The sequence below is a fragment of the Planotetraspora sp. GP83 genome (genome assembly GCF_041262585.1).
Lineage (GTDB): Bacteria > Actinomycetota > Actinomycetes > Streptosporangiales > Streptosporangiaceae > JAOEGB01.
Map to the genome: position 1 here is coordinate 95,820 of NZ_JBGCBZ010000019.1, position 15,304 is coordinate 111,123.

At 69.2% G+C, this 15,304-nt stretch carries 14 protein-coding genes and 1 pseudogene; 7 read left to right on the forward strand and 8 right to left on the reverse strand.

The genetic code is table 11. The features are described 5' to 3' along the window. Window positions 1–184 precede the first annotated feature (184 nt). Window positions 185–1,273 carry a glycosyltransferase family 4 protein gene (locus ABH927_RS24930; RefSeq protein WP_370025259.1) on the forward strand — a complete coding sequence of 363 codons (1,089 nt, stop codon included), beginning with the start codon at window positions 185–187 and terminating at the stop codon, window positions 1,271–1,273. 144 nt (window positions 1,274–1,417) lie between these two features. On the opposite strand, the gene ABH927_RS24935 is transcribed toward ABH927_RS24930, so the two are convergent. The 4 genes from ABH927_RS24935 to cysS all read right to left on the reverse strand — a co-directional run bounded on the left by ABH927_RS24935 (window position 1,418) and on the right by cysS (window position 4,555). Continuing rightward, complete coding sequence (locus ABH927_RS24935; protein ID WP_370025261.1) at window positions 1,418–1,627, reverse strand: alpha-E domain-containing protein; 210 nt, start codon at window positions 1,625–1,627, stop codon at window positions 1,418–1,420. A gap of 107 nt (window positions 1,628–1,734) precedes the next feature. Next, window positions 1,735–2,028: an amidase family protein gene (locus tag ABH927_RS24940; protein WP_370025264.1), complete on the reverse strand. Its 294-nt coding sequence runs from the start codon at window positions 2,026–2,028 to the stop codon at window positions 1,735–1,737. Between the two features lie 139 nt (window positions 2,029–2,167). Continuing rightward, on the reverse strand, window positions 2,168–3,109 hold the full coding sequence (locus tag ABH927_RS24945) for a nucleoside hydrolase (RefSeq protein WP_370025266.1): 942 nt from the start codon (window positions 3,107–3,109) through the stop codon (window positions 2,168–2,170). 78 nt (window positions 3,110–3,187) lie between these two features. Next, window positions 3,188–4,555: a cysteine--tRNA ligase gene (gene cysS, locus ABH927_RS24950; RefSeq protein WP_370025269.1), complete on the reverse strand. Its 1,368-nt coding sequence runs from the start codon at window positions 4,553–4,555 to the stop codon at window positions 3,188–3,190. 218 nt (window positions 4,556–4,773) lie between these two features. On the opposite strand from cysS, the gene ABH927_RS24955 reads away from it, so the two are divergent. Then, on the forward strand, window positions 4,774–5,499 hold the full coding sequence (locus tag ABH927_RS24955; protein ID WP_370025272.1) for a DUF427 domain-containing protein: 726 nt from the start codon (window positions 4,774–4,776) through the stop codon (window positions 5,497–5,499). 12 nt (window positions 5,500–5,511) lie between these two features. Here the strand turns inward: ABH927_RS24955 and ABH927_RS24960 are convergent, their stop codons facing one another. After that, complete coding sequence (locus ABH927_RS24960; protein WP_261583647.1) at window positions 5,512–5,796, reverse strand: hypothetical protein; 285 nt, start codon at window positions 5,794–5,796, stop codon at window positions 5,512–5,514. Window positions 5,797–6,167: 371 nt separating this feature from the next. Here ABH927_RS24960 and ABH927_RS24965 point away from each other — a divergent pair, with 371 nt between their 5' ends. The 5 genes and pseudogenes from ABH927_RS24965 to ABH927_RS24985 form a co-directional block, all read left to right on the forward strand. Continuing rightward, window positions 6,168–7,544, forward strand: a complete 1,377-nt coding sequence (locus ABH927_RS24965) for an XRE family transcriptional regulator (RefSeq protein WP_370025442.1) — start codon at window positions 6,168–6,170, stop codon at window positions 7,542–7,544. Further along, the gene (locus ABH927_RS24970) at window positions 7,541–8,473 is read left to right on the forward strand and encodes a phosphotransferase enzyme family protein (RefSeq protein WP_370025275.1); all 933 of its coding nucleotides are present in this window, start codon (window positions 7,541–7,543) and stop codon (window positions 8,471–8,473) included. Before ABH927_RS24965 ends, ABH927_RS24970 begins: the two co-directional genes overlap by 4 nt. A gap of 213 nt (window positions 8,474–8,686) precedes the next feature. Further along, a complete protein-coding gene (locus tag ABH927_RS24975) occupies window positions 8,687–8,890 on the forward strand; it encodes a cold-shock protein (protein WP_261583644.1) in 204 nt (67 codons plus the stop codon). Between the two features lie 172 nt (window positions 8,891–9,062). Beyond that, a complete protein-coding gene (locus ABH927_RS24980) occupies window positions 9,063–10,766 on the forward strand; it encodes an alpha-amylase family protein (RefSeq protein WP_370025279.1) in 1,704 nt (567 codons plus the stop codon). 146 nt (window positions 10,767–10,912) lie between these two features. After that, window positions 10,913–11,533, forward strand: a pseudogene (locus ABH927_RS24985) (DUF998 domain-containing protein); the annotation flags it as partial. Window positions 11,534–11,590: 57 nt separating this feature from the next. Here the strand turns inward: ABH927_RS24985 and ABH927_RS24990 are convergent. The 3 genes from ABH927_RS24990 to ABH927_RS25000 form a co-directional block, all read right to left on the reverse strand. After that, on the reverse strand, window positions 11,591–12,664 hold the full coding sequence (locus tag ABH927_RS24990; protein WP_370025280.1) for a hypothetical protein: 1,074 nt from the start codon (window positions 12,662–12,664) through the stop codon (window positions 11,591–11,593). 80 nt (window positions 12,665–12,744) lie between these two features. Further along, complete coding sequence (locus ABH927_RS24995; RefSeq protein ID WP_370025283.1) at window positions 12,745–14,112, reverse strand: NAD(P)/FAD-dependent oxidoreductase; 1,368 nt, start codon at window positions 14,110–14,112, stop codon at window positions 12,745–12,747. A gap of 109 nt (window positions 14,113–14,221) precedes the next feature. After that, window positions 14,222–15,199: a malate dehydrogenase gene (locus tag ABH927_RS25000; protein WP_370025285.1), complete on the reverse strand. Its 978-nt coding sequence runs from the start codon at window positions 15,197–15,199 to the stop codon at window positions 14,222–14,224. Window positions 15,200–15,304: the final 105 nt, after the last annotated feature.

A 15,304-nucleotide genomic window follows, 5' to 3' on the forward strand; every position in this document is an offset into this window, starting at 1 on the left:
ATCGTGCTCCACGAAGTGTCGTCCTCGTCCTGCCCCATGATCCCACGTGGGGCTCCCGGTGTGCGGCCGCCCCTCCCCGTCATGTCCTGGTCATGTCCCTCGTCATGGCCCGGTCATATCCCTCGTCATGTCCCCGTCATGGACGCGGTTTGATGGGCGTCGCCCACTCTGCCAGGCTGGCTCGGTGAGGATCCTTCACATCAGTGATTGCTACCTGCCGCGGCTCGGGGGCATCGAAGTCCAGGTGGCCGACCTCGTCAGGGCGCAGCGCGAGGCGGGCCACAGCGTCGAGGTGGCGACGGCGACACCGGGGGAGAGCCTGCCCGGCGTGCACCGCGTGGTGGCCGCGCTGCCGTTCGACCTGCCGGTGCACCCGCGCGGCACCTCCCACCTGCTCCGGCTCATGACCTCCCTCCGGCCCGAGGTGGTCCACGTCCACACCGGCGCGGTCTCGCCGTTCGCCTGGATGGGCGTGCGCGCGGCCGTACGGGCGGGGCTGCCGGTCGTCGTGACGGTGCACAGCATGTGGGATCCCGTGACCCGGGGCGTCTACCGGGCGTTACAGGCCGCGTTCGAGTGGCGGCGGTGGGGGCTGGTCGCTACCGCCGTGAGCGAGGCGGCCGCCCGCCCGATCCGCGCCGTCGCCGGGCCCCGCGTTCCGGTGCAGGTCGTGTCCAACGGGCTCGACGTCTCCGCATGGCGGCCCACGGTCCCGGCGGTGCGAGGCGAGGCCGTCCACGTCGTGGCGGTGGGGCGGCTGGCGCCGCGCAAGCAGCCGATGCGGCTGCTGAAGCTGTTGGAGGCGGCGCGCGCGCGGGTGCCGAGGGACGTCATGATGCGGGCCACGATCGTGGGCGACGGCCCCGCACGGACCCGGATGGAGCGCCACCTGCGGGCGCGGCGGCTGGACTGGGTGTCGCTGCCCGGCAGGTTCAGCCGGGAGCAGATCAAGGACCTGCTCGCCTCGGCCGACGTGTTCGTGGCCCCGGCGCCGCGCGAGTCGTTCGGCCTCGCCGCGCTCGAGGCCCGCTCGGCCGGAGTCCCGGTCGTCGCCCGCGCCCAGAGCGGCGTGGCCGACTTCGTGCGGCCCGGCAAGGAGGGCCTGCTGGGAAGGACCTTCGACGACCTGGTCGCGGCCGTCGTCAGGCTGACCCGCGACACCGAGCTACGGCTGTCGATCGCCGAGCACAACCGGGAGACGCAACCGGTGAAGTGCTCCTGGCCCGCCGTGCTGGAGGGCTTCGGCCGCTGCTACGAACTGGCCCGGAGCTGAACCGCCTCGGGCCGTGACCTTCTCAGAACGGAAGGACCCGGCCCGAAGGGGTGCGCAGGTCGACGGGCTCGGGGTGCTTCGGTGGCCGCGGTCGCGGCACGATCTGCACCTTCTTCATCGGGGCCCTCCTCTCAACTCTTGCCGTCATGATTCCCAAGAAATCATCAGGATTACCCTCGCGGGGTAACTTCTACTTCCGCTGATGTGCTCAGGTCGGTTTTCAGGCGAGGCGGGTCGCTCCCGGCGAAGGGCGACGTCCAGCAGCCGGGTGATGTCGTCGGCCCGCTCGACGTAGCGGCCGATCCAGTAGAGGGTCTCGGCGATCCGGCTCAGCAGCTCCCTCGTGGCCGTCACTGCTGCTCCACGTCCCACGCATCGGCTAGGGCATATGAGCCGAATATGTCCGCCATGTCCGGAGCGTAGGAAACCCATGTTTCGGCGATGTTTAGCGATGTTTCAAGTCATGTCCGGTTCGCTGTGGCCAGGTACGCGGGCCAGCTCGATTCGCAGGAGCCGTACGGACTGCGCGATCCGGACAGCCCCGTGGCGAACTGGTCGAGGTTGTTCGTCCCGATCAGTACGGCTCCCGCCGCCAGAAGCCGGTCCATGATGGGCGCGGATCGGGACGGCCGGTACGCGTAGCCCGGGCAGGCGGCCGTGGTCGGCATGCCGGCGACGTCGATATCGGCGGGCGTGAACTCGCCAGTCCGGTAGCCATAGGCCAAGGCGGTCAGCTGCAAGGTCGTAATCGGCACCAGCTCACCCCTCAATGAGTTTGTCGATTGTCGACAAATCGCCTCACGAGTAAAGACGGCGCCCGGTCAGGCGGGGGCGTGCATGATCACGGCCGTCATTTGCGCGGGTCGGGGGGTGCGTGCGGGAAGGCGCGCATGATCACGCCCGGGGGTGGGGTGGGAGGTGGCGGGCGACCTCGGCGTAGGCGGACAGGGTCAGTTCCCAGAACCGGGGGACGTCGATTGAGGTGCCGACCAGGGCGTTGGGGATCCGGTCGCGAAGATCGAAATCGACCACTGTCATACCCGACGTGAAACGGCCCACGGTCTCGACCTCGACCACGGCGGGCTGTATCTCGATCAGCGTCGGGTCGATCAGGTAGGCGATCGCGCAGACGTCGTGGACGGCCGGGCCGTCGTCCGCCGTCACCATGCCGTAGAACTCGACACACGGCACGAGCAGGTCGGTGCCCAGACGTCCCATCGCCCGCATACGGTCGACCACGGCTCCCGTGGCCAGGGCGGACCGGCTGACGTCGAGGCCGATCATCGTGACGGTCCAGCCGGCGGCGAAGACGATGGCCGCCGCCTCCGGGTCGGCCGCGATGTTGAACTCGGCCGCCGGGGTGAAGTTGCCCCGGGTGTAGGAGCCTCCGAGGATCACGAACTCGCGGGCCCATTCGGCGATCCGCGGCTCCTTGCGTACGGCCAGGGCCACGTTCGTCAGCGGGCCGATGCCCACCAGCGTGACCTCGCCGGGATGTGCGGCGAGCGTCTCGATGATGAAGTCGACGGCGTGCCCATCCGCGAGCGGAAGGGTGTGGGCGGGCAGGCGGGCGTCTCCCAGCCCCGAGTCTCCGTGAACGTCCGCCGCGTCGACCCGGCTCCGAAGGAGCGCTCCAGGGCTGCCGGGGACGACGGGAACCTCGGGAAACCCCAGGAACTCCCTGAGCTTCAGGGCGTTGGCCGTGGTCTTCTCCAGCGAGACGTTGCCGCCGACCGTGGTGATCCCCAGGATTTCCAGCTCAGGGCTGCCGTGGGCGAGGGTGATCGCCAGCGCGTCGTCGATCCCCGGGTCACAGTCGATCACGATCCTTCTCACCCGGGCAGCCTATGGCGACCCCTGCCGCCACCCCCACCCGGCCGGTCGGTTCCAGGGCGTGCGCAGCGGATAGGGGAGCTATCTGATAAGCGCGGAGTGCTTGATTTGGCGGCGTTTTCTGAGGGCCATGTCGATCTGGAGCTCCATGACCCGGGCGCGTTCGTGATCTCCCTGCGCGGCGCTCGCCGCGGCGAGATTCCTGGCGACCCGGAGTACGGCTCCCTCGACATCCTGGAGATGCGTTTCCCGCGCCCAGTTCTCGCTCATCGGGTCGAGGCCGAGGACATTCAGCATCGCCCGCACCGAGCGGCATTTCGCGGCGGCCATTTCCACGTCTCCGGAGCCCAGCGCGGCGTTGCCCTCGCCTACCGCGGCGTGTACGGCCGACAGCGCCTGCGAGACGTTCAGGTCGTGGTCCATGGCCTCGCTGAACTGGATGGGAAGAGCGGAACCCGGCTCTGAGCCGAGCTCCGAGGCGACCCGGAACACGAACCGTTCGATCCGGCGGTAGGCCGTGGCCGCCTCCTCGACCGCCTCCACCGAGAATTCCATCGGAGAGCGATAATGGGCGGCCGCGAGGTAATAGCGGAGCTCCACCGGGCGAATCCGATCCAGCAGGGCCGGGACGGCGAGCGGGTTGCGGACGTGCTTGCGAATTTTCTCACCCCGGTGCGTCACCGGCCCGTTGTGCAGCCAGAAACGCGCGAAAGAGTCTCCCGCCGCACGCGACTGCGCGATCTCGTTCTCGTGGTGCGGAAATATCAGATTTGCCCCGCCGCCGTGGATGTCGAATTCCGTGCCGAGGTATTTCCGGGCCATGGCCGAGCATTCCAGATGCCACCCGGGCCGTCCCTCGCCCCAGGGCGCGGTCCAGAACGGCTCGCCCGGCTTCGCCCGCTTCCACAGCGCGAAATCGCGTGGGTCGCGTTTTCCCCGCTCGTTCTCCTCGGTGATCCGCATGTGCTTCGCCTGCTGCCCGGAGAGTGATCCGTAATCGGCGTAGGAATCGACGGAGAAGTAGACGTTCCCGTCGGACTCGTAGGCGTGGCCGGCGGCGACGAGTTCCTCGATCATCTCGATCATCTCGGGGATGTGGCCGGTCGCCCGTGGCTCCACGCTGGGCGGAAGGCAGCCGAGCGCGGCGTACGTCCGGGCGAAGGACCGGTAGACCAGATCGGTGATCCGCCACCACGGCTTCCCCTCGGAAAGGGACCTGCCGATTATCTTGTCTTCGATGTCGGTGACGTTACGGCACAGCAGCACTTTGTAACCCTTGGTCCTCAGCCACCGATGCAGAATGTCGAAACTCACCTGCGACCTGATCTGCCCGACGTGCGGCGGAACGACGACGGTGGGGCCGCAGAGATAAATGGACACCATTCCGGAAATTCGGGGGGTGAAATCACGCACTGTGCGACCATGCGTATCGTAAAGGCGAAGACCCACCTAGCCGAGGGTAAGCGACTAATCCGCTCGCTGTCGATAGCGCCCCCCGGGGCCCGCGGCCGCACATCGCGAAATACGGATTGTGAGGCAGGCCGTACGGGGAAGCCCCCGGAAGTGCGGGGGAAGTGCGGGGCGAGTTCCGGGGAGTTCGGGGGAAGTTCCGGGAAGTTCGGGGAAGTGCGGGAATAAGGGCCCGGCGTCCGGTGGTTGCGTCCGGCATGGAACCGACCAAACGGGGCCGTGTCCGCGTCGAGGCGACGGCCAAGCGTGTGCGCGCCTATGTCAACGGGCGGCCGGTGGCCGACACCATCCGCGCCCTGCTGGTGTGGGAGGTGCCGTACTACCCGACCTACTACTTCCCGGTCGACGACGTCGACATGGAGTCGCTGAAGGCGACCGGCCGGAAGGAGCACTCCCCGAGCCGGGGCGACGGGGAGCTCCATGACATCGCCGGCAGGCCCGACGCCGCCCTCGTCTACGGGGACGACGCCCCGCTGGAGCAGATCCGCGGGCACGTCCGGCTCGACTGGAAGTCCATGGACAACTGGTTCGAGGAGGACGAGGAGGTCACCGTCCACCCCCGTGATCCGTACCGGAGGGTGGACATCCTGGCGAGCTCCCGGCATGTCCGCGTGGAGGTCGACGGCGTGACGGTCGCCGACTCGCGCAGCCCGCGGATCCTGTTCGAGACGGGGCTCCGGCCGCGCTACTACCTGCCGAAGACGGACGTCCGGTTCGACCTGCTCCACCGCTCGGACACGGTGACCCACTGCCCGTACAAGGGCCAGGCGGAGTACTGGTCCGTGGGGGAGGGCGAGGGCGGCAGGGACCTGGTCTGGTCCTACCCGGCGCCCCTCCCCGAGAGCCAGAAGATCGCCGGCCTGGCCGCCTTCTACAACGAGAAGGTGGACCTCTACGTGGACGGCGTCCTCCAGCCGCGATGACGGGCCATGACGCTACCTGCGGATGACGTGGAGGACGCTGGCGATCCGCTCGGCGGCGGTGACGACGTCGGAGGCGTGGCCGATCCGGCCCGCCCACGACAGCCAGTACCACCACTCGCCGTCGTTGGCGTTCGACGCCAGGACGTCCTCGGCCATGGCGGGGGCCATGGGGTTGACCACGCGCAGGCGCGGGTAGAGCCCGGCGGGCGCCGACAGGCGCACCTGGAAGGAGTGGGCCTCCAGTTGAGCGGCGAGCCGCTCGAGATGGTCCATCGCCTCACTGCGATCTGCCGTCATGGTGGCCTCCGGGGGGACGTTGTGGCCCATCAGTTGGGACCTAACACCGGAAAGGGTGAACCCGTGCTGTCCTACCGGCAATCGCGGCGATTCCACGAAACCGTGCAATAACCAGGGAACTCGTGGGTATTCCGTGGAACATCCTCGGGTCCCGGGCCACGAACGCATAACGGTGCGGGGTGGTTCGGTACATGCGGGTTTACGTTGGGGAAATATCCGTAACTGCGACACTCCAACTGCGGAGGGGCACGTACATGGCCCGTGGAGAACATTCACCCGCATGCGCTCGTCGCTGGCGTGAGCAGGCCGAAGCCCGGCAGTGGACGCTCTGGCAGACGGTCCAGGCGATCCACGGATGTTGCGGCGTGAGCATGCTCAAGGCCCACCGGCTCGGCCGCGGCTGGTCGGCCAGGCAGGCGATCGAGGAGCTGGAGTCCCTGTGTGAGCGGCAGTCTCTCGGCCTTCCCCGCGCCAGCATCGACCTCCTGAACGCCTGGGAGAACAACCGGGCGCGCCCCCGCCCCCAGACCATCGACCTGCTCGCGCGGCTCTACAGGGCCAACGCCGTACGGCTCGGCCTCGCCGCGGACTACTGCGAGGACCAGGGCGGCCAGAAGGTGGTCGTGGTCGGCCCCGGCCAGTCCGAGGAGCCCGCCCACCTCGACGACGCGGGCGGCGACGACACCGAGCGCCGGGCGCTCTTCCACCAGGCCATGCTCCTCGGCACGCCGAACGGCCGGTTCTTCGCCGAGGTCGAGGGCACCCGGCACGATCTCGACCGGACCCTCGCGGCGGGCACGGTGACCGAAGACCAGCTCGACCGGCTGGACGAGCAGGTCCTCCGCTACCGCCGGGAGTACATGACCACGCCGCCGATGCCGATGCTGTGCCGGGTCATGCTGGAGCTCTCCGACGTGCGGAAGCTGAGCGGGGCCCGCCAGCCGTCCTCGGTCCAGCGCCGCCTCCTCACCGCAACGACCATGCTCGCCCTGCTGTCCGCCGACGCGCTGATGAAGCTGGGCGACACGCGGCAGGCCCACGCGTGGTACGGCACGGCCCGCGCCGCCTCCGACGACGTCGGCGACCTCCGCCTGCGCGCCCTCGTCCGGGCGCAGCAGACGATGCTGCTCTACTACTACGGCGACCTCAACGAGACCGTACGGCTGGCACGGGAGGCCCGGATGCTGGCCGGGTCGGCCCCGAGCTCCCCGGCGGCCCTCGCGGCGGCGGCCGAGGCGCGGGCGCTGGCCCGGATGGGCGACGGCAAGGCGGCCAGGATCGCCCTCGCGGAGGCCGAGCAGATCTTCGCCCGCATGCGCGGCATGAGCCAGGACGACCTGGCCTTCGTCTTCACCGAGAAAAGAATGATGTTCTACCGGACCGGGACGCTGATCGAGCTGGGCGACGCCGAGCAGATCAACGGCCTCGACGCGTTCCCGTCCGGCTTCCACACGATCGACCCCGCCCTGATCCTGCTCGACCAGGCCAGTCACCTGGCCAGGAACGGGGACCACGAGGAGGCCTGCCGGATCGCCGCCGAGGCGCTGCGGCAGGTGCCGGCCGAGCACCGCACTTCGATCGTGGTCACCCGGGCCAGGGCGCTGCTGGCCGACGCTGACCCGCGGCTGCCCGCCGTACGGCATCTGCGGCAGGTGCTGGCGGAGTCGTCGCCACGGCTGGCCCTGGAGGGCCTGCTGCGTTCGGATGGTCTCCTGCCGGCTTCTGAGACCGGTCTGAGCCGCGCGTGAGGACCATAGTCCGGCCGCTGGCCGACGAGGCGTTCGGGCTCCTCCGCGATGTCTGCGGGCAGCTCGGGGTCGACGCCACGGGCGCGCAGCTCCTGCGGCTGCGCAGCAACGCGGTGTTCAGGCTCCGCGGCGGCACAGGCGACATGGGCGACATGGGCGACATGGTTGTACGGATCGCGACCGCCCCCGACGCGCTGACCCGGCTGCCGGTCGTGCTCGCGGTGGCCCGCTGGCTCGCCGACCGGGGCTTCCCGGCCGTGCGGCCGGTGGACGAGATCCCCGGCCAGCCGATCGTGTACGGCGGGCGGGCGGTCACGTTCTGGAGGTACGTCCGGTCGAGGGGCCGTCCCACCACGAGCGAGCTGGGCCGGGTGCTGCGCAACCTGCACCGGCTGCCGGTGCCGCCCATGGCGCTGCGGCGGCTCACCGATCCGCTGGCCGAGGTGCGGCACGCCGTGGAGCATCGCGCCGAGGTGCTCACCGCCGGACAGCGGGCCTGGCTGAGCGACCGGATCGAGGAGCTCACCGGCCGCTGGCAGGGCCTGGAGACCGGCCCTCCCGTCCTTCTGCACGGCGACGCGTGGATCGACAATCTGCTGCGATGTCAGGACGGCCACGTCGTGCTGTGCGACTGGGACGGCGTCGCCGTCGGGCCCCGTGAGTGGGACCTGGTGCACACCTACCACGGGCAGCGCCGGTTCGGCCTGTCCGCCGCCGACGTGGACGACTTCGCCCACGCATACGGCTCTGACCTGCGGCTATGGCCCGGCTACAGTACGCTGATGGAGGTCAGGGACATGTACGCCGTGGGGATCCACATCCGCAACGCGCTGGGCGACCCGTTCTCCCGGCAGGAGCTGCCCCGCAGGCTCGACTCGCTGACCCGCGGCGACGGCCACGCCCGCTGGTATATGGCTGCCCCTGCTTAGGTGTTTGGAGATGTGGGTAGGCTGCGTATAGGCTGCTGGTGTTGCAGTGGTGGTTTCCAAGAACGTGTTCTTTCCAAAAAGCGCACTCGGGAATTTCCCGACAGCGGGCGTGCTTGCTTTTCCAGCGTTTTTCGCGGATGCAGGGTAGGGTCCGCTAGCAGCCCCGTGTCATCGACCTGGTGACGCGGTGAGGCTCCCGAAAAGGAGAAGCAGTTGTCTGAAGGCACCGTCAAGTGGTTCAACGCCGAAAAGGGCTTCGGGTTCATCGCTCCGGACGACGGTACCCCTGACGTGTTCGTTCACTACTCGGCGATCACCTCGAGTGGTTACCGCAGCCTGGACGAGAACCAGCGCGTCAGCTACGTGACCGTCCAGGGCAACAAGGGTCCGCAGGCCGAGCAGGTCACGCCGCTCTAAGCTCTGAAACATAGCTCTACGAGCAGCTCCGGGACACCGTCCCGGACGGCTCGCAGAGTTCGTCAAAACAGCTCAACGGTTCGAAATCCGGGCCCGCGTCCGCTCCGGCGGCGCGGGCCCGGATGTTTTGCCGGGCCTTTGCCGGGCAGCCGGAAGGGTCATGAGACTGAGCATGACGTCTGACCTGTGGTGGAAGAACGCGGTCGTCTACTGCCTGGACATCGAGACGTACGCGGACGGCGACGGCGACGGGATCGGCGACTTCCGCGGAGCCATCCAGCACATCGACCATCTCGACAGACTGGGTGTGACCTGCATCTGGCTGATGCCGTTCTTCCCGACGCCCGACCGCGACGACGGCTACGACATCACCGATTTCTACAGTGTGGACCCCCGCCTGGGCACGCTCGGGGACTTCGTCGAGTTCATGCGGGTGGCGAGGGACCGCGGCATCCGGGTGATCGCCGACCTGGTCGTCAACCACACCTCCGACGAGCACCCCTGGTTCAAGGAGGCCCGCTCCAGCAGGGACTCCCGCTACCGCGACTGGTACATCTGGTCGGACAAGCCCGAGCCCGACGACCCCAAGGGCATCGTTTTCCCCGACAAGGAGAACAGCCTGTGGGAGTTCGACCAGAAGACCGGACAGTATTATTTCCACCGGTTTTACCGATTTCAGCCTGACCTGAACACGGCCAATTCCGAGGTGCGGGACGAGATCGCCCGGATCCTCGGATTCTGGATGGAGCTGGGACTCTCCGGCTTCCGCATCGACGCCGTGCCGTTCCTGATCGAGCAGGTCACCGACACCGACACAGGGACCGACGGCCAGAAGCTGCCCGACCCGCACGAGTTCTTCGCCGACCTGAGGGCCTTCATGAACCGCAGGGACGGCAGCGCCGCGCTGCTCGGCGAGGTGAACCTGCCCTACGACGACCTGGTCAAGTATTTCGGGAGCTCCCTCGGCAACGAGATCACGATGTGCTTCGACTTCATCGGCATGCAGCGGACGTACCTCTCGCTGGCCCGCGAGGACGCCCGGCCGCTCGCGGCCGCGATGCGGGAGCGTCCCCGGCCGCCCAAGGACAGCCACTGGGCGACGTTCGTCCGCAACCACGATGAGCTCACCCTCGACAAGCTCAGCGACTCCGAGCGTGAGGAGGTCTTCGCCGCCTTCGGCCCGGACAAGGACATGCAGCTCTTCGGCCGGGGCCTGCGACGCCGCCTCCCCACGATGCTCGGCGGAGACATGGACCGGATCAAGATGGTCTACAGCCTGCTGTTCTCCCTGCCGGGCACTCCGGTCCTCTTCTATGGCGAGGAGATCGGCATGGGGGAGAACCTGGAGCTGGAGGGCCGCCAGGCCGTCCGCACGCCCATGCAGTGGACGCCTAACCGCAACGGCGGGTTCACCACGGCCGACCCCTCGAAGATCCACAATGCCATGCCCAAGGGGGACTACGGCCCTGAGGAGGTCAATGTCAGTGCCCAGCAGCGGGATCCCGACTCGTTGCTGCTCTGGATCACCCGGCTCATCCGGCTGTACCGCGAGTGCCCCGAGTTGGCGTGGGGCGAGTCCACCGTGCTTGATTCCACTGGGCTCGACTCCGGGGCCTACTCCGTCCTCGCCCACCGGGCGGACGCGGACGGCGAGACCGTCGTGGCCGTGCACAACTTCAGCGACGCCGAGACCAAGGTCGAGATCGCACTCGACGGGATCGGCTCGTCCAAGGTGCTCACCGACCTGCTCGTGGACGGCACGATCGAGATCTCCGACGACGGGCGCGCGGAGTTCGAGCTCGGCCGGTACGGCTGCCGCTGGTTCCGCGTCTCCACCCCCGAGACCGCCCCGGCCGACTCCGCCGACGCCTCCTGAGGTCGTTTTCGCTGGTCACGTCCCTGATCCCCAGGGGCCGGCGCCGTACGGCCCCTAACCTCGGCTAGGGGGCGCCTCAGGGCTGTGTCGGGCCGATTTCCGATGGGCTGTTCGAAGGCCCATGGCCACAGTGATGAGCCATGGGGATGCGGTTCAGCGATATCAGGGGGCGGCATGACAGGTTGGATCATGCCGGGTATGTGATCGTCGGCGCGGGTGTGACCGCGATGGTGCTCCTGCACCTGGTGTCCGGCCTCGACCCGCTGCGGGACATGATCAGCGAGTATGCCTTCGCGCCGCACGGCTGGCTGCTGCCCGTCTCGCTGGTGCTTCTCGCGTCCGGCTCGGCCGTGCTCGCCGTACGGCTGGCGCGGCTCCACCGCGGGGTCGCGCTGCTGGCGGGCCTGTGGAGCTGCTGCCTGCTGCTGGTCGCCGGGTTCCCCACGGACCGGCCGGGGGTGTCGCTGTCGATGTCAGGTGGGATCCATCGTTATGCCGCGTTCATCGCCTTCCTGAGTATTCCGATCGCGGGGTTGGTCCTCTCCCGGATCACGGGCGCGGGGGGCGGAAGGGGCCCAAGGAGCGGAAGGGGCGCAGGAGGCGGAAGGAGCGCAAGGGCGGCCCGCGCGCTCAGCCTCGTCGCGCTGGGGTCGCTCGTCCTCGTGGTCCTGCCGTACGCCGTAAGAGCGCTGGGCCTGGACCCGGGGTGGGTGCCCGCCGGGCTGACCCAGCGCCTCACCGTCGCCTCCGAGGTGGCCGCGCTGATCGCGATGAGCCTCTCAGCCTCGGCCGGCTCAGCCTCCGCGGGCTCAGCCTCTGCTGGCTCAGCCTCCGCAGGCCATGAAGGTGAACGCGTCCTTGGGCATCTTGTAGGAGTCCCGGACCCTAACGGCTCCCGTGCCGGTGTCGAGCTCCAGGATCGTCATCGGCGCCCCCGCCATGTCGCCGGCGCCCGTGACGTGCATGGTGATCTGGTGCTCACCCGTCCAGTCGAGCATGTACGGAAGGTTCTCCTCGGAGAGTTTGAACCGGATGGTCCGTACGATCTGGTCGGTCCCGATGTCGTAGAGCTTGAGCACCGGCCTCTGCCCGGTTCCCGTGAGGAACGCGACGGTGCGGCCGTCCGAGGACAGGGCGTGCGGTTCGTTGTTGGCGACGACCTGGGGCGGCTCGACCCGGCTCAGCTCGTTGCCGCCGGTGTCGTAGGTCACGAGCTGGGTGGTGTTGTCGTCGGTCGTCACCCCGGCCAGGACCGCCTGACCGTCGCCGCTGAAGCTCTGGAAGATCGTGTTCCCCGGGATCTCTCCGGGCTTGCCGGGATGTGAGGTGTCGAACACGCGGGTCGGCTGCCTGTTGGTCTCGTCGTAGTACTCGACGGCCAGGTGCTCGCCGTCCAGCGAGAGCTTCAGGTCGAGCCCTTCCATGCCGATGCCCCGGGGGAGCGCGATCTTCGGCATGACGTGGACGGCGCCGCCGAGCTCGCGGACGACCACCCGGCCGTCCGACTTGCGGAAGTAGGCGACGGTCTCGCCGTCACCGCTCACCGCCATCGGCGCGGTCATGCTCTTGTTGGTCTTGCCGTTGCTCGCGCGCGGCCACACCAGGGCGTCCTTCAGCACGACCTGCTTGCCTCCGCGCAGGCCGAGCCGCCACGGCCCGCAGGGGAACTGCGCGCCGTCCTTGGTCTTGCAGGCCTTCACCGACGCGTACCGAATGGAATGGCGGCCGTTCGCCTCGGCCTGGGCGGGGGTCGCGGTGGCCGCGAGGGCCGGCGCGGAAACGGGCGGCGTAGAAAGGGGCAGCGCGGATAGGGTCAGTGCGGAAAGGGTCAACGCGGCCAGCCCTTTCCGGGCGAGGCCGGCCTGCTCCCGTGCGGCCGGCGGGGTGGTCTTCTTCATGGCGATCTCCTTCTCCCATGAATGAGACCCCGCTGCCGCACTCGTGGTTGGTCACATCTCGGCATCAGATCGCCGGCGCGCTACTCCAGGGTTTCCAGGGCGTCCTCGATCGCCCGGTGGAAGGTCGGATAGGCGTACATCATGTGCCGGAGCCGCGCGGTCGGCACCTCGTTGTGCACCGCCACCGCCAGCGCGCCGAGGACCTCGCCACCGGCGGGCCCGGCGCTCGTCGCACCCACCAGGACGCCTCGCCCGGCGTCCTCCACCAGCTTGACGAGGCCGTCGTTGCCGGCCTTGTGGATCCAGCCGCGGGCCGACTCGTCGACGGCGGCCAAGCCGACGCGCACCCGGAGTCCCTCGTCGCGGGCCTGCTGCTCGCTGAGGCCCACCGACGCCACCTCGGGATCGGTGAACGTGGCCCGCGGGACGGCCCGGTAGTCGGCCGCCGGGCCGCCCTCGCCCAGGATGTCCCTGGCGGCGATCCGGCCCTGGTAGACCGCGACGTGGGTGAACGCCGCCCGGCCGGTCACGTCGCCCACCGCCCAGACCCCGTCGGCGGCCCGCATCCGCTCGTCCACCTCGATGAACTCGGCCGACTCGTCGAGACCGGCGGTCCCGGTGCCGATGGCCGTCAGGTCGGTGCGGCGGCCGGTGGCGACGAGCAGCCTCGTCCCGCGAACCGTCTCGCCGCCCTCCAGCGTCAGCGTGAACCCCTCGCCGTCGTGTGCGACCCTCTCGGCCTTGGTCCCGGTCCGTACGGCGATGCCCTCCCGGGTGAACACGTCGGCCAGCAGCCTGCCCGCCTCCGGCTCCTCCTGGGGCAGCAGCCGGTCCGCCGCCTCCACCAGCGTGACGCGCGTGCCGAAGCGGCTGAAGACCTGGGCCAGCTCGGAGCCGACCGAGCCGCCGCCGAGGACGATCAGCGACTCCGGTGTTTCCTCGGCGGCGACCGCCTCCCGGTTCGTCCAGTACGGCGTGCCGTTCAACCCCTCGATGGGAGGGATGGCGGGCTCGGTGCCGGTGGCGATGACGATGCCGCGCCGGGCCCGCAGCACCCGGCCGCCGACGGTGACCTCTCTGGGCCCGGTGATCCGCCCGTGGCCGCGGACGAGGTGGCCGCCCTTGCTCTCGAAGCGCTCCGCCGGGACCTTGTCGCTCCAGTCGTCGGTGGCCTCGTCCCTGATCCTGCGCGCCACCGGCGTCCAGTCGGGACGCACGTCGGCCGAGCCCGCCATGCCGCTGATCCGCCGTCCCTCGGCGAGCAGGCCGGACGCGCGGATCATCATCTTGGACGGCACGCAGGCCCAGTAGGCGCATTCGCCGCCGACCAGGCCCGCTTCGACTCCCGCCACGCTGAGGCCCGCCTCCGCGAGCCGTCCCGACACGTCCTCGCCGCCGGGTCCCATGCCGAGGACCACAATGTCAAACTCTGTGTCGTATTCGGTCATGGCGGTTATCTGCCCAGCGAAAGCCGTACCGCACGGCTGTGAGGCATCCGCCCCCGAAGCGTCAGATGAAGCCGACGTCAGATGAAGCCGGTGTCAGATGAAGCCGGTGTCAGATGAGGCCGAGCTCCTTGACGGCGTCGCGCTCCTCGATCAGCTCGTTCACCGAGGCGTCGATGCGCTCGCGGGAGAACGCGTCGATCTCCAGGCCCTGGACGATCTCCCACTTGCCGTCCTTCGACACGACGGGGAAGGAGGAGATGATGCCCTCGGGCACGCCGTACGAGCCGTCGGAGGGGATGGCGGCCGAGGTCCAGTCGCCCTCGGGCGTGCCGTTCACCCAGTCGTACACGTGGTCGATGGCGGCGTTGGCGGCGGAGGCGGCCGACGAGGCGCCACGGGCCTCGATGATCGCGGCGCCGCGCTTGGCGACCGTCGGGATGAAAGTGTCGCGCAGCCACGCCTCCTCGACCTGCTCAGCGGCGATCTTGCCGCCGACTTCGGCGTGGAAGAGGTCCGGGTACTGCGTCGCGGAGTGGTTGCCCCAGATCGTCATCTTCCTGATCTCGGTCACCGGGACGCGGAGCTTCGCCGCGAGCTGTGAGAGCGCGCGGTTGTGGTCGAGGCGGGTCATCGCCGTGAAGCGCTCGGCCGGGACGTCCGGCGCGGCCGACTGCGCGATGAGCGCGTTCGTGTTGGCCGGGTTGCCGACGACCAGCACGCGGATGTCGTCGGCCGCGTGGTCGTTGATGGCCTTGCCCTGCGGGCCGAAGATGCCGCCGTTGGCCTGGAGGAGGTCGCCCCGCTCCATGCCGGCCGTACGAGGACGCGCGCCCACGAGGAGCGCGACGTTGGCGCCGTCGAACGCCTTGGCGGGGTCGTCGGAGATCTCGATGCCGCGCAGCAGCGGGAACGCGCAGTCGTCGAGCTCCATCGCGGTGCCTTCGGCGGCCTTGACCGCCTGCGGGATCTCCAGCAGGCTGAGCTTCACCGGGGTGTCCGCGCCCAGGAGCTGGCCCGAGGCGATGCGGAAGAGCAGCGCGTAACCGATCTGGCCGGCCGCGCCGGTGACGGTCACTTTGACGGTCATGACGATCCCCATTCGCGATAAGTGTGACTCACGGATGCTACCTGTCCCAGGTGATCCCCTCTTGACGGACCCGGCGTAGTAGTCGTCCCCTGTGTCTGCTGTACC